Annotated in this window: 18 protein-coding genes; 7 read left to right on the top strand and 11 right to left on the bottom strand. The window is 72.3% G+C overall.

The window, feature by feature from the left end; all coding sequences use genetic code 11:
• Positions 1 to 16: 16 nt before the first annotated feature.
• Complete coding sequence (locus tag ACFZBD_RS29600) at positions 17 to 532, bottom strand: GtrA family protein (RefSeq protein WP_391145467.1); 516 nt, start codon at positions 530 to 532, stop codon at positions 17 to 19.
• Positions 533 to 694: 162 nt separating this feature from the next.
• Between ACFZBD_RS29600 and ACFZBD_RS29595 the strand changes: the two genes are divergently transcribed.
• The 3 genes from ACFZBD_RS29595 (at position 695) to ACFZBD_RS29585 (ending at position 3,650) form a co-directional block, all read left to right on the top strand.
• Positions 695 to 1,834, top strand: a complete 1,140-nt coding sequence (locus ACFZBD_RS29595) for a 5-(carboxyamino)imidazole ribonucleotide synthase (RefSeq protein WP_391145465.1) — start codon at positions 695 to 697, stop codon at positions 1,832 to 1,834.
• A complete protein-coding gene (purE, locus tag ACFZBD_RS29590; protein ID WP_391145463.1) occupies positions 1,831 to 2,370 on the top strand; it encodes a 5-(carboxyamino)imidazole ribonucleotide mutase in 540 nt (179 codons plus the stop codon). The genes ACFZBD_RS29595 and purE overlap by 4 nt, the downstream gene beginning before the upstream one ends.
• A gap of 113 nt (positions 2,371 to 2,483) precedes the next feature.
• Positions 2,484 to 3,650: a membrane dipeptidase gene (locus tag ACFZBD_RS29585; protein WP_391146117.1), complete on the top strand. Its 1,167-nt coding sequence runs from the start codon at positions 2,484 to 2,486 to the stop codon at positions 3,648 to 3,650.
• 7 nt (positions 3,651 to 3,657) lie between these two features.
• Here the strand turns inward: ACFZBD_RS29585 and ACFZBD_RS29580 are convergent, their stop codons facing one another.
• From ACFZBD_RS29580 to ACFZBD_RS29560, 5 genes are read right to left on the bottom strand one after another with little or no spacing between them, the layout of a single operon-like run.
• Positions 3,658 to 4,611, bottom strand: coding sequence for a hypothetical protein (locus ACFZBD_RS29580; protein WP_391145461.1), 954 nt, complete (start codon positions 4,609 to 4,611; stop codon positions 3,658 to 3,660).
• Entirely contained in the window at positions 4,608 to 5,573 is a 966-nt protein-coding gene (locus tag ACFZBD_RS29575; protein WP_391145457.1) for a protein phosphatase 2C domain-containing protein, read from the bottom strand. Before ACFZBD_RS29575 ends, ACFZBD_RS29580 begins: the two co-directional genes overlap by 4 nt.
• Positions 5,574 to 5,585: 12 nt before the next feature.
• Positions 5,586 to 6,251: a VWA domain-containing protein gene (locus ACFZBD_RS29570; protein ID WP_391145454.1), complete on the bottom strand. Its 666-nt coding sequence runs from the start codon at positions 6,249 to 6,251 to the stop codon at positions 5,586 to 5,588.
• A 35-nt stretch (positions 6,252 to 6,286) separates the two neighbouring features.
• The gene (locus tag ACFZBD_RS29565; RefSeq protein WP_391145451.1) at positions 6,287 to 6,769 is read right to left on the bottom strand and encodes a hypothetical protein; all 483 of its coding nucleotides are present in this window, start codon (positions 6,767 to 6,769) and stop codon (positions 6,287 to 6,289) included.
• A complete protein-coding gene (locus ACFZBD_RS29560; protein WP_391145449.1) occupies positions 6,766 to 8,124 on the bottom strand; it encodes a methyl-accepting chemotaxis protein in 1,359 nt (452 codons plus the stop codon). The genes ACFZBD_RS29565 and ACFZBD_RS29560 overlap by 4 nt, the downstream gene beginning before the upstream one ends.
• A 179-nt stretch (positions 8,125 to 8,303) precedes the next feature.
• On the opposite strand from ACFZBD_RS29560, the gene ACFZBD_RS29555 reads away from it, so the two are divergent.
• Positions 8,304 to 8,891: a tellurium resistance protein gene (locus ACFZBD_RS29555; RefSeq protein WP_391145447.1), complete on the top strand. Its 588-nt coding sequence runs from the start codon at positions 8,304 to 8,306 to the stop codon at positions 8,889 to 8,891.
• Between the two features lie 136 nt (positions 8,892 to 9,027).
• Positions 9,028 to 9,951: a membrane dipeptidase gene (locus tag ACFZBD_RS29550; protein ID WP_391145445.1), complete on the top strand. Its 924-nt coding sequence runs from the start codon at positions 9,028 to 9,030 to the stop codon at positions 9,949 to 9,951.
• A gap of 247 nt (positions 9,952 to 10,198) precedes the next feature.
• On the opposite strand, the gene ACFZBD_RS29545 is transcribed toward ACFZBD_RS29550, so the two are convergent.
• Both ACFZBD_RS29545 and ACFZBD_RS29540 read right to left on the bottom strand, forming a co-directional pair.
• Positions 10,199 to 11,527, bottom strand: coding sequence for a nucleotide sugar dehydrogenase (locus ACFZBD_RS29545; RefSeq protein WP_391145442.1), 1,329 nt, complete (start codon positions 11,525 to 11,527; stop codon positions 10,199 to 10,201).
• Positions 11,528 to 11,753: 226 nt separating this feature from the next.
• The gene (locus tag ACFZBD_RS29540; RefSeq protein ID WP_391145439.1) at positions 11,754 to 13,028 is read right to left on the bottom strand and encodes an LCP family protein; all 1,275 of its coding nucleotides are present in this window, start codon (positions 13,026 to 13,028) and stop codon (positions 11,754 to 11,756) included.
• A gap of 129 nt (positions 13,029 to 13,157) precedes the next feature.
• Between ACFZBD_RS29540 and ACFZBD_RS29535 the strand changes: the two genes are divergently transcribed.
• The gene (locus ACFZBD_RS29535; protein WP_391145437.1) at positions 13,158 to 13,691 is read left to right on the top strand and encodes a hotdog domain-containing protein; all 534 of its coding nucleotides are present in this window, start codon (positions 13,158 to 13,160) and stop codon (positions 13,689 to 13,691) included.
• Positions 13,692 to 13,762: 71 nt separating this feature from the next.
• Here the strand turns inward: ACFZBD_RS29535 and ACFZBD_RS29530 are convergent, their stop codons facing one another.
• Positions 13,763 to 15,130, bottom strand: a complete 1,368-nt coding sequence (locus ACFZBD_RS29530; protein ID WP_391145435.1) for an LCP family protein — start codon at positions 15,128 to 15,130, stop codon at positions 13,763 to 13,765.
• Between the two features lie 253 nt (positions 15,131 to 15,383).
• On the opposite strand from ACFZBD_RS29530, the gene ACFZBD_RS29525 reads away from it, so the two are divergent.
• Positions 15,384 to 16,403 carry a glycosyltransferase gene (locus ACFZBD_RS29525; RefSeq protein ID WP_391145432.1) on the top strand — a complete coding sequence of 340 codons (1,020 nt, stop codon included), beginning with the start codon at positions 15,384 to 15,386 and terminating at the stop codon, positions 16,401 to 16,403.
• 67 nt (positions 16,404 to 16,470) lie between these two features.
• Here ACFZBD_RS29525 and ACFZBD_RS29520 read toward each other — a convergent pair whose 3' ends face one another.
• Positions 16,471 to 18,243, bottom strand: a complete 1,773-nt coding sequence (locus ACFZBD_RS29520) for an LCP family protein (RefSeq protein WP_391145429.1) — start codon at positions 18,241 to 18,243, stop codon at positions 16,471 to 16,473.
• 51 nt (positions 18,244 to 18,294) lie between these two features.
• Complete coding sequence (locus ACFZBD_RS29515; protein ID WP_391145426.1) at positions 18,295 to 20,094, bottom strand: LCP family protein; 1,800 nt, start codon at positions 20,092 to 20,094, stop codon at positions 18,295 to 18,297.
• Positions 20,095 to 20,271: the final 177 nt, after the last annotated feature.

Genomic DNA, 20,271 nt, shown 5'->3' with positions numbered 1-20,271 from the left:
GCCGCACCGGCCCCGGTCAGACCCGGTCGGGCTGCTTGCGGACCGCCTGCCGCGGGGCCTGCTCGAGGAACGCTTCGGCGGTCTGTACGGCCTCCCGCGCCGGCAGCGTACGGAACACCCACGTCCGGTACGACCAGAAGCGGAACAGCGTCGCGACACCGATCCCGAGGAACTTGAAGACGTTGCTCTGCAGCGGGGTGTCCCAGCCGAAGCCGTACGTCGCCGCGTACAGCACGCCGTTCTGGATCACCAGACCGATGACGCTGAAGAGGAAGAAGAGCGACAGCTCCTTCGTCCGGCTGCTCTTGTCGCGGTCACGGTAGGTGAAGTAGCGGAACCCGACGTAGTTGAAGGCGATGGCGACGACGGTGGCGATGATGCTGGCCCGCACGACCGGCAGGTCGGTGAGGTGGCGTACGAGGTTGAACACCCCGAGGTCCACCAGGAGCCCGACAGCACCGACCGCGCCGAACTTCGCGAACTCACGGGTGAGCTGATCAAGCCGCACGCGCAGTGCGCTTCGTTCACTCATGGTGATGCTCAGCCCCGTCCGTCGGATGATGTCAACCCGGCCATGCTAACCAGCCCGTCCGCGGCACGCCCGTGGACATCGCAAAGCACGCGAAAAGCGGGCGGCCCTGTGCCAAAGCACAGGGGGAGGAGGCTTCGCCGATCGTGCGGATACCCTAAGAGGGTGACGTTCCCGGTAGTCGGCATGGTCGGTGGCGGTCAGCTCGCCCGTATGACCCACGAGGCGGGCATCCCCCTCGGCATCAGGTTCAAGCTCCTCAGTGACACCCCGCAGGACTCGGCGGCCCAGGTGGTGAGCGAGGTCGTCATCGGCGACTATCGCGACCTGGCTACGCTGCGTGACTTCGCGCGTGGCTGTGACGTGATCACCTTCGATCACGAACACGTCCCGACCGAACACCTGCGGGCCCTGGAGGCGGACGGCATCCCCGTCCGCCCGGGGCCCGACGCGTTGGTGCACGCCCAGGACAAGGGGGTGATGCGCGCCCGGCTCGACGAGATCGGGGCGCCGAGCCCACGCCACCGGATCGTCGCCGATCCGGCGGACGCGGCGGCCTTCGCCGCCGAGGTGGGCGGCTTCCCGATCATCCTCAAGACCGTGCGCGGCGGCTACGACGGCAAGGGCGTCTGGTTCGTCCGTACGGAGGCCGACGCCCACGACCCGTTCCGCGCCGGCGTCGCGGTCCTCGCCGAGGAGAAGGTCGACTTCGCGCGCGAGCTGGCCGCGAACATCGTCCGGTCCCCGCACGGCCAGGCCGTCGCCTACCCCGTCGTCGAGTCCCGCCAGGTCGACGGCGTCTGCGACACGGTGATCGCCCCTGCCCCCGACCTCTCGGACGAGCTGGCCGGGCAGGCGCAGGAGCTGGCGCTGCGGATCGCGAAGGAGCTGGGGGTCGTCGGCCATCTGGCCGTCGAGCTGTTCGAGACCACCGACGGCCGGATCCTCGTGAACGAGCTGGCCATGCGCCCCCACAACTCCGGCCACTGGACCCAGGACGGCGCGATCACCTCGCAGTTCGCCAACCACGTCCGGGCCGTCCTCGACCTCCCGCTGGGCGATCCGCGTCCGCGCGCCCCCTGGACGGTCATGTGCAATGTGCTGGGCGGGGACTACCCCGACATGTACTACGCCTATCTGCACTGCATGGCCCGCGACCCTCAGCTGAAGATCCATATGTACGGCAAGGACGTGAAGCCCGGCCGCAAGGTGGGGCACGTCAACACCTACGGCGACGACCTGGACGACGTGCTGGAGCGCGCGCGTCACGCCGCCGGCTATCTGCGAGGAACGATCACCGAATGAGCCCCGAGCGTCCCCAGAGCCCCGTCGTCGGCATCGTCATGGGGTCCGACTCCGACTGGCCCGTCATGGAGGCCGCGGCGCAGGCCCTGGACGAGTTCGAGATCGCGTACGAGGTCGACGTCGTCTCCGCGCACCGCATGCCGCGCGAGATGATCGCGTACGGCGAGCAGGCCGCCGGCCGCGGCCTGAAGGCGGTCATCGCGGGCGCGGGCGGCGCCGCCCACCTGCCGGGCATGCTCGCCTCCGTCACCCCGCTGCCCGTCATCGGCGTGCCGGTCCCGCTGAAGTACCTCGACGGCATGGACTCCCTGCTCTCGATCGTGCAGATGCCGGCCGGGGTGCCGGTGGCCACGGTCTCGGTGGGCGGCGCGCGCAACGCCGGTCTGCTGGCGGTCCGGATGCTCGCCGCGCACGACCCGGAGCTGTTCGCCCGGATGCGGGACTTCCAGCAGGAGCTGAACGACCAGGCGACGGAGAAGGGCAAGCGGCTGCGGGCCAAGGTCGAGGGCTCGGAGTCCTTCGGATTCGCCAAGTGAGCACGCCCGGCACCCCCACGCCCGGCACCCCCGCGCCCGGCACCCGTGCCTCCGCGTCCGCCGCACCCGCGTCCGGCGCCCGTGCCGCCGACCGGCTCGCCGAGGCGCGGGAGCTGCTCGCCTCCGCGCCCGTCGTCGACGGGCACAACGACCTGCCCTGGGCGCTGCGCGAGCACGTCCGCTACGACCTGGACCGCATGGACATCGCGGCCGACCAGTCCGGAGCGCTCCACACCGACCTGGCCCGGCTGCGGGCCGGCGGCGTCGGCGCCCAGTTCTGGTCGGTCTACGTCCCCTGCCGCCTCACGGGCGACGACGCGGTCAGCGCCACCCTGGAGCAGATCGACATCGTCGACCAGCTCGTCACCCGGTACGCCGCCGACCTCGCCCCCGCCCTCACCGCGGACGACATGGAGTCGGCCCGCCGGGAGGGACGCATCGCCTCCCTGAAGGGCGCGGAGGGCGGCCACTCCATCAACGGCTCCCTCGCCACCCTGCGCGCGTTGCACACCCTGGGCGTGCGCTACATGACGCTCACGCACAACGACAACACCCCGTGGGCGGACTCGGCGACCGACGAGCCGGGCGTCGGCGGGCTCTCGGCCTTCGGGCACGAGGTCGTCCGCGAGATGAACCGTGTCGGCATGCTCGTCGACCTCTCGCACGTCGCCGCGACGACGATGCGGGACGCCCTCGACACCTCCGTCGCGCCGGTGATCTTCTCGCACTCCTCGTCCCGGGCCGTCTGCGACCACCCGCGGAACGTCCCCGACGACGTGCTGGAACGGCTGCCGGCCAACGGGGGCGTGGCGATGGCGACGTTCGTCCCGAAGTTCATCCTGCCCGCCGCCGTGGAGTGGACGGACCGGGCCGACGCGAACATGCGGGCCCACGGCCTGCACCACCTGGACACCACCCCGAGGGCGATGGCGGTCCACCGCGCCTTCGAGGCGGAGAACCCGCGCCCGGTCGCCACGGCGGCCACGGTCGCCGACCACCTCGACCACATGCGCGAGGCCGCCGGCATCGACCACATCGGCATCGGCGGCGACTACGACGGCACGGCGTTCACCCCGTCCGGCCTCGACGACGTCGCCGGCTATCCGAACCTGATCGCGGAGCTGCTGGTCCGTGGCTGGTCGCCCGCCGACCTCGCCAAGCTGACGTGGTCCAACGCGGTTCGCGCGCTGCGCGACGCCGAGGCGGTCTCCCGCGACCTGCGGGCGACCCGGGGCCCGTCGATCGCGACGCTCGACGCGCTGGACCGCCCGGCCCGCTGACGGGCTCTCAGTCCCGCAGCGGAATGGTGCCCCGCTCCCGGTTCCCGCCCCCGTCGAACCTGGAGCGGTCCACCACCGGCCGGGCGGCCGGCTGGGCCGCGATGAGCCGGATCGTGTCCCGCCCGGCCAGGGCCGTGCGCCACTGCCCGAGGTCGGGCCGGGTGCCGTACGCCCCGCCCGCCAGCCCCCACAGCCGTCGCACCGCCGCCGTCCGGCGCTCGTCGAGCACCCCGGCGACCGGGTCGAGCGGCTTGCCGGGGGAGGCGTAGGCGTCCTGGGCGAGGATCCGGCCGATCATGAGCGCGGCTTTGTAGCGGTCGCTGTCGACGGTGACCGAGCCGGGCGGGGCGAGCGGGTCGAGCCAGTCCGGGGTGTCCGCCTGGTCGAGGACCGGCGAGCGGCCGGTGATCCGGACGCCGTCGCAGTCGAGCAGGTGGACGGAGGGCCCGGGGTCCAGGGACCACAGCACGTTCGCCTGCGAGAGGTCGCCGACGACCAGCCCCATCGTGTGGAGCCACTGGAACAGCTCCACGATCGCCACGGTCAGGGCGTGCCGCTCGGCGGGGGACGGCTGCCTGACCCCCTGCCAGGCCGCCTTCGGCGCGCGCAGCAGGTACGACAGCTCGATGAGCTTGCTGTCTCCCTTGCCGGTACGCCAGCTCATGGTGGCGGGCGCCCGGCGCATCAGGAAGCCGGTGACCCGGCCGCCGTCCACCACCCGGCACAGCGGCCAGGCCGCCTCCCGGTCGAGCCGGTCCCGCTCGGCCGGGGCGAGGCCCTGCCGCAGCGACACCAGCGAGGCGAGGGCGTCCCCGTCGACCTTGTGCGGTTCCAGGTACTTCTTGAAGAGCAGGCCGCCCGGCCCGCCCACCTCGTGGACCTCGCCCTGGCCGCCGACCGAGAGCCTCCCCAGCATCTTCAGGGAGGCCTGCGTGACATCGGCACCGTCGTGCGCGCTCACGCCGGGGCCTCCCACAGGACGGCCGCGGTCCGGTCGTCGTCGTACGACTTCACCCGGTACTGCACCTGCCAGAGGAAGTCCGCCGGATCGGGCACGGTCCCGCCGCCCCAGGCCGTGCGGAGGAAGTCCCGCATCTCCTGCTCGCCGGCCAGCGGCGTGGACAGCCCGTCGGTGCCGAGCACCAGGACGTCCCCCGGCCGGGTGCCGATGAGCCGGGTGACGGCCGTCCCGGTCAGCGGCAGGGCCGCCGTACGGGTGTCGATGACGGCCGCTTCGGCGGCTTCGCCGTCCTCGGCGCCCGCGCCGGGGTCCGGCTCGGGGTCGGTGACGGTCAGGTCCCAGCGGCCGTCGGAGAGCAGCGCGGTGCCGCCGTCGCCGACGGCCAGGAAGCCGCGGGTGCGGACGGCCGGGTCGAGCGGGACGAGGAGGACGCGCAGGGTGGTGGCGTAGCTCGCGGGCTCGTGCGCGGCGCGCTCGGCGGTCCGGGTCAGGCGGGCCGCGATCCACTCGGCCGCCGTGTCCGCGAGCGCGGCGAACCGCTCCGCGTCCTCGGTCACCAGGGTCTCGTGCAGCTCCTCGGCGTAGCGGGCGAGGATCCACGCGGCCCAGCGGCAGGCGTGGTTGGACCCGACGTGCGAGAGGCGCGCCGAACCGACCCCGTCGGCCACGGCGAGCATCAGCAGCTCCGCCGCGCCGGGCTCGCCGAGCAGGCTCACGCCGAGCGCGTCCTGCCGGGGCTCGCCGAGATAGCGGTGCGAGTCGCCGCGTACGGAGGCCGCCCGTACCGTCAGCGGGCCGTGGGCGGCGCCGTCCAGGACGATGTCCGGCAGCACGGCGGCGGTGGGGTCGTCCGACACCCGGGGCAGCGCCTGGGGCACCGGCGGATAGCTCGGGGGCTTGCGGCCGCTGTGCGCGGGCGCTCCGAGGGCCGGGGGCGGGGCCGGCGGGTTCTCCTGTTCCATCGTCGTCCCGCCTCAGAGCTTGTCGAGCGACACGGTCGCGAAGCCGGGCACGGTCTCGTCGACGGTGAGCGTGAAGTCGGAGTCGCCGTTGGCGGCGATGCTGCTCGCCGACCGCACGATCGACCGGGTGAGGCTGGAGGCGAACTCGCGCAGCGCCTGCGCCGCCGACACCTGGCTGTTCTGCTGCATGAAGGCGCGGAAGTTGGCCACGTGGGCGATGGTGGCCTCCTCCGCGTCGCCGATGCCGAAGGCGATGATCTTCGGGCAGTAGCGGGACTCGGCCAGCTCCTTGTAGGCCTGGTGCCAGTCGTCGTCGGTCGGGATGCCGTCGGACATGAAGAACGCGACGGGGCGGTAGACCTCGTGCCCCTCGGCCTTGAGCGCGGCCACGTCCGCCTCGATGCAGCGCAGCAGCGTGCGGAAGGCGTTGCCGTACGAGGTGAGGCCGCCGGCGGCGAGCGCGGGCACCTCCTCGATGTCGCTGAGGTCGACGAGCGGCTGGAGCACGTTCGCCTCGGTGGAGAAGCCGATCAGGCAGAACCGGGTCTTGTCGGCCACGGTCGGGTTGGTGCTGATCTCGTGGTGCAGTTCGGGCAGGGTCGAGTTGAGCGTGTCGAGGTTGTCCCCCGCCATCGACCCCGACTCGTCGCACAAGAGGTAGAACGGGAGAATCTGCACGGCTTGCTTCCCTCCGGATGGGGCGTCGCTGGACGTCAGTAGGTGTAGAAGTAGATCTCGAGGTCGGCGTGGCCGCCCGAGGACCCGCCCTTCCAGAAGTCGCGGGTGGTGGCGCCCTTGAACATCTGCGGACGGGCCTTCTCCAGCAGGGAGTTGACCTCGTGGGCGTAGTCGCCGCCGGCGCCCGGGTCGGAGTGCCGCCCGAAGGTCAGGACGAAGGCCGCCTGCCGCCCTTCGTACCGCGCGGTCACGGCGCGCAGCCGCGCCTGGATCCGCGCGCGGTCGCCGGGCGCGGCGTCGATGGACACCTTCACGGGCGTACGGGTCACGGCGCGCGGCCCCTTGGGGCGGGCGCTCTTCGTGGGTCCGGGCTTCGCGCTCCCGGACGCCTTCGGCGGGGCGGCCTCGGCGGCCAGCGGGTCGCCCTGGTCGCCCATGGCGACGAGGGCGAGCACCAGCAGCATGTCGGCGAAGAGCCAGCCGGCCAGGTGCAGCGGGTTGAACCGCGGCGCTCTCACCGGACGTCCGCCCGGGGCGGCACGGCGTCGCGGGGGGCGGGGGGCAGGGCCGGACGGCGCGGGGAGTCCTGCGGGCCGTCGTCCGTCCCCGCCGGACCGTGGCCGCCCGCCCGGCCCGCGTACGGCTCCCGCTCCGGACCGTACTCGTACCCCGTGCCCGGTGCCGCGGGGGCCGCCGGCATGGTCCGGAGCGCCTCGACGGCGTCCCCGAACCGCTCGGCCACCCGCCCCAGGGCCTCGGTCTGCGCGGCGAGCCGGCCCAGCAGCTCCCGGGCCTCGGCGCTGCCGCGGGCGGTGGCGTCCACGACCTCCGTCAGCCGGCCGAGGATCTGCGCGGACACGTCGCCGGTGACCTCGATCCCGGTCGTGAAGGAGCGCTGCGAGGCGGCGAGCACGGTCACGGAGTCCTCCACCCGCTCCCCGGCCCGGTCCACGACGTCCCGGACCTCGCCGCTCATCTCCCGTACGTCCTCCAGGGCCTGGCGGACCGTGGCCCCGCTGCCGCTCACCGCGGCCTCGATCTCCTTGGTGTTGCCGCGCACCGCCTCCTCGATCCGGTTCGCGGCGGACTCCAGGGGGCGTACGGAGGTGTCGATGCCGGCCAGCCGGCGCTCGGCCTTGTCCACGGAGTCGCCGACGAGCGTGGCGGCGTGGGTCAGCTCCTGCTGGGTGGTGGCCGCCTTGTCGCCGAGCCGGGTCAGCGTCGCCGCGGACTTGGTGAGTTCGGCGGCGAACCGCTGCGGCGAGGCCATGCGGTGGTCGTTCAGATGGAGCTGGGCCTGGGTCAGGACGGGGACGAGCCGGCGGAGCAGGGCGTCGGCGCGGCGCCGCCCCTCCTCGGCGCGGCGGCCGACGGTGGCCTTGCGCCAGCCGTGCAGCAGGACCAGGGCGAGCAGCACCAGGATCGCGATCGTGGCGAAGAGGGCGACGTGGCCGAAGGTGAAGAAGCCGGTCAGGCGGCCTTCGAAGCCGGACTGCCAGAGCTGGAGGAAGGGCCGCCCGGCGGCTCTCGGGTCCGCTCCGGTGAGGGCTTCGTAGGCGCTGGTCGCGCGGGTCAGGCCGAGCCAGGTCAGTGCGAGCGGGACGAAGACCAGGCCGCCGAGGAGCGTTTCGAGCCAGCCCCAGGCCGCGTGCTCCTGCTCCGGGGCGCCCTGGTCCACGCTCTCCGGACGGGCGTAGGCGTGCAGCAGATCGAGATCCGCCCACGGGTCGAGCAGACCGGAGTCGTCGTCCGCCCGTAACGCGCGGGAAAGGGCCTTGAGTTCGCCCGCCCGGGCGGAGAGCTCCGCCTCCGCGGCCAGTTCTTCGATCTGCCGGGCGACCGTGGAACGGTCCGCCGGAGCCCGCACGGGCATGCCCACCCCCACAAGAGACAGCAGGGGGCCGATGGCCCGCGCCGCACGCTCCCCAGCGCGAACAGAGCACCGTTCAATCCCCCGATGGGAACCGATCGTAGCCCAACCGCCGTTACTCTGCGTCCCACTGAACTCGTCTTCCCGGGGGGCTTGTTGTGCGTGCCGACCGTCCGCGCGGAGTGATCCGTCTCAAGCAGCCCGCCGCGCCGCTCCTGACCCGGGCGGCGCCCCTCGCACAGGTGTCCGGACGCGGGGTGCTCCAGGCGAACCTGAACTGGTCCGCCGCGACCGGCGCCGATCTCGACCTGGGCTGCATGGTCGCGCTCGCCGACGGCAGCGCGCACGTGGTGCAGCCCCTCGGCCGTCTCTTCGGTGCGCTCACCGAACCCCCGTACGCACGGCTCGACGGGGACGACCGGACCGGTGCCACGTCCGACGGCGAGACCCTCCAGGTGAGCCTGGAGCACCGCGCCCGCTTCCGCCGGCTGCTGGTCTTCACCTACGTCTACGAGGGCGCGGTGGACTTCCGCAGCCTGGGCGCGGCGGTGACCGTCACGGCCCCGTCGGGCGGCTTCCGGATCCTGCTGGACGACGCCCCGGCCGGGGCGCTGGGCTGCGCGATCGCCCTGATCGAGCCGGCCTCCGGCGGGCTGAGCGTGCGCCGCGAGGTCCGCTGGTTCATGGGCACCGACACGCACGGGCCGCAGCCGCAGATGGACCGGGCGTACGGCTTCGGCATGGAGTGGATCATCGGGACCAAGGACTGAGGCTCCGGGAGCCGGCCGTCCGTCCCTCGAACGCGCCGTCCACCGCGACCCGGGCGGGGGGCGGTGGCACGGTGGACGGTACTGCCCCGCCGCGTCCGGTGGGGTGGTACTGCCGCACCCGAGTTCGGAGTCCCCCATGGCAGACCTGCTGGACGACGCCCCTGCCCTCTCGGCCGCTTCCGCCGCCGTCGGCGAGCTCGACGACGCCGGGCCACCGTCGGCCCCGGACGAGGAGCGCGCCCGCGTGCTGCTGGCCGCCCACCCGGTCATCGAGGGGCACGCGCACCTCACCGAGGTCCCCGACCCCGAGGACCTGCCGCTGCCGCGGGCGCCGGAGGTGGCGGCGCAGTTCTGGTCGCTGCATCCGGAGCCCGGCGAGGACCCCGTCGTCGACACCTTGCGCCGGATCGACACCGTACGGGCCCTGGTCGCCGCCTGTCCGGAGGATCTGCGCCTGGCGCGGACGACGACGGAGATGGACGACGCCCGCAACTGCGGTCGGGTCGCGGCCGTGCTGGGCCCGGCGAGCGCCGCCGCCCTCGGCGGCTCGCTCGCCACGCTCCGGGCGTACCAGCAGCTCGGCGTCCGGGCCGTCACGCTGACCGGTTTCGACCGTTTCACCCATCAGGTGGTACGGGAGATGAACCGGCTGGGCGTCCTCGTGGAGCTCTCGGGCGCCGCCCCGGACACGCTGCGCAGCGCCCTGGAGACCACCAAGGCCCCGGTCCTGTTCACCCGGGCGGAGCCGGAGGCCATCCCGGACGACGTGCTGGGCCTGCTCGGCCGGAACGGCGGCGTGTGCATGGTCCCGCCGGCGGACGGCGTCTCCGTCGCGGCCGACGCGCTGGACCGACTGCGCGCCCTGGCCGGAGCCCGGTCGGTCGGCCTCTCTCACAGCCCCGCGCCGCACACCGGCTATCCGGGCCTCGTCGCGGAGCTGCTGCGGCGCGGCTGGCCGGAGGAGGACATCCAGGGGCTCACCGGCGGCAACGTGGCCCGCGTCCTGCGCGAGACCGAGTTCCACTCCCGCGCCACGCGCCTGCGCCGCCCCGCCCCCTGACGGCCCCCGGGCGCCTCTGGATCTATCCGCGGGAGGCGCCCTAGGGGGGTGTCTTGCCGATCAGGCCGGATCGGCAGGCATTCCCCTAGGGCCTTTCGTTTGGATCATGCCGGGCTCGCGGGCCCTGGCACCGCACCTCGCCGCGTTGTCGTCAGTCGCCAACGCTCCGCGTTGACTCCCTCCTCCGCCTTGCGATGCACGGCACCAGACCCCGCTCCCTGATCCGGCCTGATCCAAACGAAAGGCCCTACGCCCGCGGCCGGCCCATCGCCCGGTAGGCCCAGCCGGCCTCGCGCCAGCGGTTCGCGTCGAGCGCGTTGCGGCCGTCGAGGATCACCCGCGAGGCGACGACCTCGCCGAGCTCCGCCGGGTCGAGGGCGTCGCGGAACTCGCGCCACTCGGTGAGGTGCAGCACCACGTCCGCGCCCTGCACCGCCTCCAGCGCCGAGTCCGCGTACCCGAGCGTCGGGAAGAGCCGGCGGGCGTTGTCCATGCCCTTCGGGTCGTAGACCGTCACCTGTCCGCCCTGGAGGTGGATCTGGCCGGCCACGTTCAGCGCGGGCGAGTCGCGTACGTCGTCCGAGTCCGGCTTGAACGTCGCGCCGAGCACGGCCACCCGCTTGCCGAGGAACGAGCCGTCGCCCAGGGCGTCCCGGGTCATCTCGACCATCTGGCCGCGCCGCCGCATGTTGATGGAGTCGATCTCCCGCAGGAAGGTGAGCGCCTGGTCGGCGCCCAGCTCGCCGGCCCGGGCCATGAACGCCCGGATGTCCTTCGGCAGGCAGCCGCCGCCGAAGCCGATCCCGGCCCGCAGGAACTTGGCCCCGATCCGGTCGTCGTAGCCGATCGCCTCGGCCAGCTTGGCGACGTCGCCGCCGGCGGCCTCACAGACCTCCGCCATCGCGTTGATGAAGGAGATCTTGGTGGCCAGGAAGGAGTTCGCCGCGGTCTTCACCAGCTCGGCCGTGGGGAAGTCCGTCACCACGAACGGCGTGCCCTCGCCCATCGGCCCGGCGTACACCTCGCGCAGCGTCTTCTCCGCCCGCTCGCTCCGCACGCCGGCCACGATCCGGTCCGGGTGCAGGGTGTCCTGGACGGCGAAGCCCTCGCGCAGGAACTCCGGGTTCCAGGCCAGGTCGACGCCCTCCGGCAGCAGCCCGGCGAGCCGCTCGGCCGAGCCGACCGGCACGGTCGACTTGCCGACGACCAGCGCGCCCGGGCGGACCACCCCGGCGAGCGAGGTGAAGGCCGCGTCGACGTACGACATGTCGCAGGCGTACTCGCCGTGCTTCTGCGGGGTGTTCACGCAGACGAAGTGGACGTCGCCGAAGGCGCCGACCTCCTCCCAGGAGGTGGTGAAGCGCAGCCGCCCGGTCGAGCCCTCGATCCCGTGCGCGTGCCGCGCGAGGAGATCCTCGAGCCCGGGCTCGTACATCGGCACCCGGCCCGACGCCAGCAGCTCGATCTTCTCGGGTACGACGTCAAGCCCGAGGACCTCGAAGCCCAGCTCCGCCATGGCCGCCGCGTGTGTCGCGCCGAGGTAGCCGGTGCCGATCACGGTGATCTTGAGGGCCATGCGGGACTCCATGTGCGTACAGGCGGGAAATGCCTGCCCGAGCATAGTCGGGGCCGGTGCGGACGCGGTGCGGCCGGGCAGGGGCTGTCGGAAAGCTCACCCGGTCCCGGAGCGCCGGCCCGCCCCGCCCTCCCGGTTACTCGACGGTAGTCAGGGGTGGTCGGGTGGGAACGGGAGAGGCCCCCACCGCGCGGTGGGGGCCTCTCGTGCGTCCGGGGCCGGCGCCTCAGCGGTTCGAGGTCACCGTCACCGGCTCGTCGTTCTGGATCTGCCCGACCAGCTGCTTCACCTTCGGCATGTCCCACTTCAGGGAGCCCTGCGGCGCGCTGCCCGAGATCGGGATGTTCATCGACTTCCCGTCGCCCCCGCTGATCCCCTTCATCGCGAAGAACATCTTGCCGAGGTCGTACAGCGACATGTCCTTGTCCACGATCAGCGTGTCCAGACCGGCGCCCAGGGTCGGGTAGAGCGCGAACGGGTTGAGGATCGTGCCCGGCGTCGCCGCCTGGTTGGCCAGGGCCGACAGGAACTTCTGCTGGTTCTTCGTCCGGGCCAGGTCCGACTCGGCGAAGGCGTAGCGGGTGCGGACGAAGGCCAGGGCCTGCTCGCCGTTGAGGGTCTGCTGACCGGCCTGGAAGTCGGCGCCGGACTTCTTGTCCTTGAAGCCCTTCTCGATGTTCATCTCGACACCGCCGAGCGCGTCCACGATGTTCGCGAAGCCGGCGAAGCCGATCTCGGCGTAGTGGTCGATCCGCAGCCCGGTGTTGTACTCGACCGTCCGGACCAGCAGCTCCGGCCCGTCCATCGCGTACGCGGCGTTCAGCTTGGAGCCGCCGCGGGCGGCGAACTTCTTGCCGGACTCGGAGCCGACGAAGGAGGGGATGGTGACCCAGGAGTCACGGGGCAGCGAGATCATCGTGTTCCCGCTGCCGCAGGCGGCGAGGATCATCATCGAGTCGGTCCGCTTGCCCTCGGCGGAGCCGGTGTGCAGCTTCTTCTTCTCCTCGGCCGACATGCCCTCACGGCTGTCGGAGCCGACGATCAGATAGGTCGTGCAGTCGCCCTCGGCCGGCCGCTCGATGACCTTGGCGAGGTCGACCTCGTTGCGCATCTGGGAGCTGGCCCAGGCGTACGTCCCGATGCCCCAGGCCAGTACCGCCACCAGCAGCACGACGGAGCCGACCTTGATCCGGCGCCGCCAGTCGGGCGCGGGGCGGGCCGGCTGCGGCGGGGGCGCGTACCGGGGGTCGTGCTGCGGCGGCACGGTGCCCCGACCGCCGCCGCCCTGGCCGTAGACCTGGCCGGTGTTGTAGCCGCTGTCGTAGCCGGTGGCCTGGTGCTGCGTGAAGTTCGGGTTGTACCCCTGGCCCTGCCCCTGGCCGTGCTGCGGCTGCTGCTGGGGGACCTGCGGGCGCTGCACATGGCGCATGCGGCGAGCACCCTCGGGCTGCGAGTTCGCTCCGCCGCGGCCGTATCCGCCGTCTTCGGGCCAGTCATTCATGCGGATAGTGTGCAGGCCGCCCGCCTCGGCCCGACAGGGTGGGGGGAGTATCGGGTCGGCGCTGTTGCCAAGCTGATGCAAAGCGGACGGAGCGGAGACGCCGACGGGACCCGGCATAAGGTGGAGGGCATGACAGATCAGGGCGATATCCCGGGCAAGCCCACCTCCGCTTCACGCACCACGCTCAGCCACATCATGACGAGCCACGACACCAACCTCCTCGGTACGGTGCACGGCGGAGTGATCATGAAGCTCGTGGACGACGCGGCCGGCGCCGTCGCCGGACGCCACTCGGGCGGCCCGGCCGTCACCGCCTCCATGGACGAGATGGCCTTCCTCGAACCGGTCCGGGTCGGAGACCTGCTCCATGTGAAGGCGCAGGTCAACTGGACGGGCCGGTCCTCCATGGAGGTCGGCGTCCGGGTCATGGCCGAACGCTGGAACGAGTCCACCCCCGCCCAGCAGGTCGGCTCGGCCTATCTGGTCTTCGCGGCGGTCGACGCCGACGGCAAGCCGCGCGTGGTCCCGCCCGTCCTCCCCGAGACGGAGCAGGACAAGCGCCGCAACCAGGAGGCGCAGATCCGCCGCACCCACCGGCTGGCCCGCCGCCGCGCGATCAAGGACCTGCGGGAGCGCCGCGCGGCGGAGGGCTACGAGGACTGACGGCCGCGGGCACGACGCCGGCGACGGCGAGGGCCGTGCGGCCGCCCGGCCACGCCCCTCGGGGACACGACCTAAGGGCAGACCACCTGGTCGCCGGTGACCGGCTCGAACGCCGCCGTGTGCGACTCCACACGGACCGCCGTGACCCCCCGGTAGTCCGCGCCCAGCGTCACCTTCATCGTCCCGCCCTGCCCCTTCACCGCCCGCAGCTCAGCCCCCGGCAGCGCCGCCGCCAGCGCCTTCGCCGAGCGGTCCCAGCCGGGGTCGTACTCCACCAGCGTGCGCCGGCGCTCCGGGCCCTGGCCGGTGCGCGGGACGCCGGTGGTGTGGAAGCCCGTGCCGCGCAGCGCCGCGTCGGCCTTCCGGCCGAGACCGCCCGTGCGCGTCCCGTTGTAGACCTGCACCCGGACCGTCCTCGGCGCCACGTCCACCACCACCGCCTGCGGGCCGGTGGCCACCGTGCGCAGCGGCGCCAGGGGCCGGTCCTCGCGCAGGGACTGGAAGATCTTCTGCGCCTTGGCCGCGTCCCACTTCACCGTCGAGCCGATCCCCTTCACCGGGAAGCTCATGTCCCCGATCGGCACGGACACGAACTCCGACGACGCCGGCGAGAACGTCCGCATCGCCTTGGCGAGCCCCAGCATCTGGTGCGTACCGAAGTCACGGTCGGCCCGCACCGAGGTCATCATGGTCCTGGCGACCGTCCGGAACCGCACCGGATTGAGCAGCACCCCGCTGCTGGTCACCTGGTGGATCAGCGCGGCGACGAACCGCTGCTGGCGCTGCATCCGCCCGATGTCCGCGGCCCCGTCGACATGGCGCGAGCGGACGTACTGCAACGCCTGACCACCGGACAGCTCGTGCGTCCCGGCCGGCAGGTCGAGCCCGGTGTACGCGTCCTTCATCGGCCGGGTCGTACAGATCCGCACCCCGCCGACCGCGTCGACCGTGCGCATGAAGCTGGTGAAGTCGACCTCCAGATAGTGGTCGATCTTCACGCCCGTCATGCTCTCCACGGTCCGCACGGTCAGCCCGGGGCCGCCCTCGGCGTAGGCGGCGTTCAGCTTCACCGGATGGGCCTGGTGCCGCTTTCCGGTGGTCGTGTCGACGTGCTCCGGCATCTCCGCGTAGGAGTCGCGCGGCAGGCTCACCACGCTCGCCCGCTCCCGGTCCTCGGAGATGTGCACGATCATCACGGTGTCGGTGCACCGGCAGGGCGCGCCGCCGAGCCGGTACGCCTGCCGCTCCTCCTCGCTGATCCTCTCCCGCCCGTCCGTCCCCACGACCAGCACGTTCATCCCGTGCCCGGCCTGGGGCCGGTTCTTCATGTCCTTGAACGCGTCGACCCGGTCGATGCCGGTGTCCAGGCCGGTGACCACCGCGTGACCGATCCCACCCGCGCCCAGGACCAGCACCGAGAGCGTCGTCGCCATCCGCATGCCCCACCGAGGCCGCGCCGCCCGTCTGACGCGCCGGGCCTGCCCCGGACGGGCGGTGGCCGGGCGGGGACGGGGCGTGCGGGACGGTGTGGGCACCGGGGGACACCTCCGCGGGTGTGACAAGGGGAACCGTGAGCACCGTAGGCCCATACGATCACCGCCAGCGCACACCGGCCCCCGCGGCGCGCGTCCGTGTCCCCCGTTCGCGGTAACGTGACAGGGCCTACGCCTCCCCCGTGACCCCGAGGAAGAGATGCCCTCCGCGCTGCCGCCCGTCTCCGTGATCATGCCGGTCCTCAACGAGGAGCGGCACCTGCGCAACTCGGTCCGTCACATCCTGGAGCAGGAGTACGACGGCGAGATGGAGGTGGTCATCGCGCTCGGGCCGTCCACGGACCGCACCGACGAGATCGCCGCCGAACTCGTACGGGAGGACCCCCGGGTCCACACCGTCCCCAACCCCACCGGTCGTACGCCCGCCGCGCTCAACGCGGCGATCGAGGCGTCGAGTCACCCGATCGTGGTGCGGGTCGACGGCCACGGCATGCTCTCGGCCGACTACATCGCCACCGCCGTCCGCCTCCTGGAGGAGACCGGCGCGCAGAACGTCGGCGGGATCATGCACGCCGAGGGCGAGAACGCCTGGGAGGAAGCGGTCGCCGCGGCGATGACCTCCAAGATCGGTGTGGGCAACGCCGCCTTCCACACCGGCGGTCAGGCGGGCCCCGCCGAGACCGTGTACCTCGGCGTCTTCCGCCGGGAGGCCCTGGAGCAGCAGGGCGGTTACAACGTGGAGTTCATCCGCGCCCAGGACTGGGAGCTGAACTTCCGCATCCGCGAGGCGGGCGGTCTGATCTGGTTCTCGCCCGAGCTGCGCGTCCAGTACCGGCCGCGGCCGAGCGTGCGCGCCCTGGCCAAGCAGTACAAGGACTACGGCCGTTGGCGCCATGTGGTGGCCCGCTACCACCAGGGTTCCATCAACCTCCGCTATCTCGCGCCGCCCACGGCGGTCTGCGCCATCGCGGCCGGTCTGGTGGTGGGCGCCACGCTCACCCCGCTCGGCTTCGTCGTGCCGGCCGGCTACCTCGCGGCGATCACCGCGGGCTCGGTCCCGGCCGGCAAGGGCCTGCCGCTGAAGGCCCGGCTGCAGATCCCGGTGGCGCTCGCCACGATGCACATGTCCTGGGGGTACGGCTTCCTGACCAGCCCGCGCGCCCTCGCGCGGAAGGTCATCGCGAGCCGCCGCCCGGCGGTCACCGCCGAGAAGGTCTGAGCGCTCGCGCCGAGGGCCGGGATCCCGTCGGGGTCCCGGCCCTCGCCGTCGTACGAGCCCGCCCGGATCAGCTCTTGCCGTCCCAGCGGTACACGCTGTAGACGTCCATGCAGTCCGTCTTGTCGGCGGCGCCCTCCGGCAGGTCGCCCGCCTCCGCCTTGGGCTTCTTGTAGGTCGTGCCCTCGCGCCAGTCCGCGCCGATCACCAGGGTGATGCCCTCCGCCTTGGCGTCGGCTCGCACCGCCGAGTCGGGCAGACCCAGCGCCTTGGCCACGGACACCGCGTCGGCCTTGCCCTGATCGCCGTCCGCCTTCGCGTATGTGACCACGGTGTCCTTGCGCGGCTCGGCGCTCCGCGCCGCCTCGGCCCCCGTGAAGCCTTTCTCCTTCAGCGCCTCGGCCATCGCGCCGGCGCGGCCGTCCACGGACGCCTCGCCGTTGCCGCCCGTGCCGTTGACCACGGTGAGGGAGAGGGTGCCGGGCGCTCCCGCGGCCGGGCCCTTCGGCTTGGCGGGCCCGGAGGCGGTCGGCTTGGCGCTCGCCGGTTCGCCGTTCTTGTCGAAGGCGACGTCGTCGCGGAGCATCGACCAGATCTTGTCGGCCGCCTTCTCGACCATGACGAGCTTGTTCCGGTCCTGCGCCCACTCGGCCGTCGGGACGGTCGCCATCGTCAGACGGTCCAGTTTCACGTTCTGCAACTGCATCGACAGCTCGAAGAGCTTCGCCACCGAGCTGATCTCGTCCGACACCTGGAGCGCCTTGGTGGCGGTCTCGGCGAGACCCATCAGCCGGCCGGTGTCGGTCCAGGCGTTCTGGTTCTGGAGCTTCTCGACCATGCCGTTCATGTACATGTGCTGGGCCTTGGCGCGGTTCTGGTCGCTGCCGAAGGCGTGCCGGGTGCGCAGCCACTGGAGCGCCTGCTCGCCCTTGACCTCGGTGGTGCCCTGCGGCAGCTTCAGCCCGGAGCCGCCCTTGACCTGCCGGGTCGACCGGTCGTGGACACCGGTCTTCACACAGACGGGGACACCGCCCACCTCGTCGGCCATCGCGACCACGCCCGCGAAGTCGACCATCATCCAGTGGTCGATGTAGACGCCGGTGAGGCTCTCCCAGGTGGTCAGGGTGCAACCGGGACCGCCGCGCTGGAGCGTCTCGTTGATGGGCCTGTTGGTGGTGGCGGCGTAGGACGTGCCGCCCCCGTCCTTGCACTCGGGGATCGGCACGATCGTGTCCCGCGGTATGGAGACGACGGAGGCGTTCTTGCGGTCGGCGGAGATGTGCAACAGCATCTGCACGTCGGCGAGCGGCTTGCGGTCCCGCTCGTTCTTGCCGCCGCCGAGCGCCACGTTCTTGGCGTCGGCGCGACTGTCGGAGCCGATGAGGAGGAGGTTGAGCGGAGTGTCGCCGAGCGCGTTCGGCGCGGTCTTCTTCACGCCGCTGTCGCCACCCGCGCGGCCGCCGCTGCGGATGTTGCCGTTGAGGTGCTGGTAGTAGAGGTATCCGGCGCCCGCCGTGCCGAGTATCAGCAGCGAGAGCGTCGCGGCGACCCAGCGGAATATCCGGCGTCTGCCGGACTTCTTGGCGCGCCGGCGCGGCCCCTTGCGTCGGTGCCCCGTGCGGCCGTCGCCGCCGCTGCCGTCGGATCCGCGGCCCCGGCGGCCACCGCCGCCGGGAACGCCCGCGTCCTCGTCCTCGGCACCGCCGCCGGCCCCCCGGCCGGGCGTGCGGGTGCCGACACCGGCGCCCTCGCCGTCGTCGTAGAGACTGTCGTCCCAGCCCGAATCGCGGGCGTGCGGAACGCGTTTACGCGTCCCCTCCCTGCGCACGCTGCTCTGTCCCACCCCAGGGTCCCCTCGTTGCTCAGGCGCGGCCCGTGACCCGGTGTTTCCGGGTCACTTGGCGCACACCTGTTTGTCGGCTTCTACCTTCTGCACACCGGCCGGCGCCTTTGCCGGACCAGTGATGGGCACCCCCGCGCCCTTGAAGTCGGCGCCGAGGACGAGCGTCATGGGCTCGCGCTCCCCGGCGTTCTGCGTGCCCGGCTTGAGCGCCGTGGCGGGCAGGCCCATCATGTCCGCGAGCTTGCGGGCCTGATCGGCCTGGTTCGGTGCGTAGGTCAGCGTGGTCTTCGCCGCCTTCTCGGGGGCGTTGCTCTTGTTGCTGGACCGGAGCACGCCCTGGTCGTTCTGCAGCCAGTCGATCGTCTTCTGCGCCGCGCCCGTGATGCCGCTGCCGTTGTAGACGTCGACGCGGACCTGGGACGCGGTGGCCCGTGCGCCCTTGAGCAGCGCCGCCTGGGCGTTCTTGGCGTCCTGCTGCTTCTTCTTCACCTCGGTGAGCGAGGTGTCGGACTGCATCATGGCGAAGAGCTGCGGCGCCTGCGTCGGGTGCGGGACGACCGTGACCGGTGTGGGCTCGTCCGGGTTGTCGATCACCGGGAGCGTCGCGAAGGTGATGTTCTTCGTGTCGATCTTGGCGAGTTCCTCGGCGAGCGACTTGAGCTTCTTGATACTTCCTATGCCCGTGTCGACGGTCAGCGCGTTGGTCGCCGCCTCCGCGAGCCCGTACAGCTTGGTCGGACTGGTGAGCGTGTCGTCCGACTTCATCTGCCGGATCATGGAGCTGAGGAACTGCTGCTGGATCTGGATCCGGTCGAGGTCGCTCTTGTTGCCGAAGCTGGAGCGGGTCCGGACGAAGGCCAAGGCCTGCTCGCCCTCGATGGTCGACTCGCCGGCCGGCAGCTTCAGATGGGACTTCGGGTCGTTGACCGGCTTGGCCAGGCACACCTTCACGCCGCCGACGGCGGTCGTCATCTCCTTGACGGCGTTGAAGTCGGCCATCATGAAGTGGTCCACGGTCAGCCCGGTGAGCTTCTTGACCGTACGCATGGTGCAGCCCGGGTCGCGGCCGTCCTGGCCGAGGCTGTTGTTGAACCGGTCCGCCGACTTGCCGGGGATGGTGGCGGTCGTGCCGTCCGTCTGCTTCGTCTCGCAGTCGGGGATCTCGGTGATCAGGTCACGCGGGATGGACATCGCGGTGGCGTTCGTCCGGTCCTTCGAGACGTGGAAGAGGATCGTGGTGTCGGCGTGGCCGGGGCTGCTCTTGTCGCCGTAGCCCTCGTTGCCGTCACCGGTCCGCTTGTCCGTGCCGATCAAGAGGATGTTGACGGCCTGGTCCTTCTTGAAGCCACCGCTGCCCGCCCCGGCCACGTCGACCGTGTCGATGTTCCCGTCGAAGTGGGAGTAGAGGGCGTACGCGCTCGCCGCACCGGCCACGAGGACGACCGCCATCGTGCCGCCGGTCCACAGCAGCACCTTCTTCTTGCGGGACTTCTGCGGCTTGCGCTTGCGCCGGCTCGACGGCGGCTGCCCGCCCGCGGTGCCCTCGGTGACACGACGGCGGCGCTGCCCGGGCACGGGTGCCTCGGTCGCGGTCCGGGAACCCTCGGCCGCACGGCCGGGCTCGGCGCCGTGACCGTGGTCGCCGGGCCGGCCGGCGCCGCGGCCGGGCCCGGCCTGGCGGGAACGCCCGCCGGTTCTCTGACCGGGGGTGGTGGCACCGCGGGGAGGGGACGGAACCGACGACTCACCGGAGTGGTTCAGTCGCAGTTCGTAGTTGCCGGTCTGCGGGTTGAGCACCCACTGGTCGGCGGGGTCGATCTCATCCGCCCGTCCACGGCTGTGCGCGTCCACGGTTACTTGAATCCTCCGTCGGTGCCACGCGAGGCGCCTCCCCCGTCTGGCGCTCGGTCGTTCGATCCGTCTGAGTGCGCGACCACGCGGTCGGGAGCACCGGATCGCGTCACACTATCCGCCCAGTTCAGCGTGGGGCGACGTCCGTGACAAATTCCACGCCCCTTACAACCGGGC

It is taken from the genome of Streptomyces sp. NPDC008121 (assembly GCF_042957155.1).
Lineage (GTDB): Bacteria > Actinomycetota > Actinomycetes > Streptomycetales > Streptomycetaceae > Streptomyces.
Note: the sequence above shows the minus strand (reverse complement) of the source record. Positions and strands in the feature narration are given on the sequence as shown.

What these genes read in the sequence shown, in the direction of transcription:
- purE (WP_391145463.1), top strand. Translation starts at nt 1,831, where the DNA reads ATGAGCCCCGAGCGTCCCCAGAGCCCCGTCGTCGGCATCGTCATGGGG.
- ACFZBD_RS29545 (WP_391145442.1), bottom strand. Translation starts at nt 11,527, where the DNA reads ATGGCCCTCAAGATCACCGTGATCGGCACCGGCTACCTCGGCGCGACA.
- ACFZBD_RS29530 (WP_391145435.1), bottom strand. Translation starts at nt 15,130, where the DNA reads ATGCGGATGGCGACGACGCTCTCGGTGCTGGTCCTGGGCGCGGGTGGG.
- ACFZBD_RS29575 (WP_391145457.1), bottom strand. Translation starts at nt 5,573, where the DNA reads ATGGAACAGGAGAACCCGCCGGCCCCGCCCCCGGCCCTCGGAGCGCCC.
- ACFZBD_RS29525 (WP_391145432.1), top strand. Translation starts at nt 15,384, where the DNA reads ATGCCCTCCGCGCTGCCGCCCGTCTCCGTGATCATGCCGGTCCTCAAC.
- ACFZBD_RS29600 (WP_391145467.1), bottom strand. Translation starts at nt 532, where the DNA reads ATGAGTGAACGAAGCGCACTGCGCGTGCGGCTTGATCAGCTCACCCGT.
- ACFZBD_RS29535 (WP_391145437.1), top strand. Translation starts at nt 13,158, where the DNA reads ATGACAGATCAGGGCGATATCCCGGGCAAGCCCACCTCCGCTTCACGC.
- ACFZBD_RS29550 (WP_391145445.1), top strand. Translation starts at nt 9,028, where the DNA reads ATGGCAGACCTGCTGGACGACGCCCCTGCCCTCTCGGCCGCTTCCGCC.
- ACFZBD_RS29560 (WP_391145449.1), bottom strand. Translation starts at nt 8,124, where the DNA reads ATGCCCGTGCGGGCTCCGGCGGACCGTTCCACGGTCGCCCGGCAGATC.
- ACFZBD_RS29540 (WP_391145439.1), bottom strand. Translation starts at nt 13,028, where the DNA reads ATGAATGACTGGCCCGAAGACGGCGGATACGGCCGCGGCGGAGCGAAC.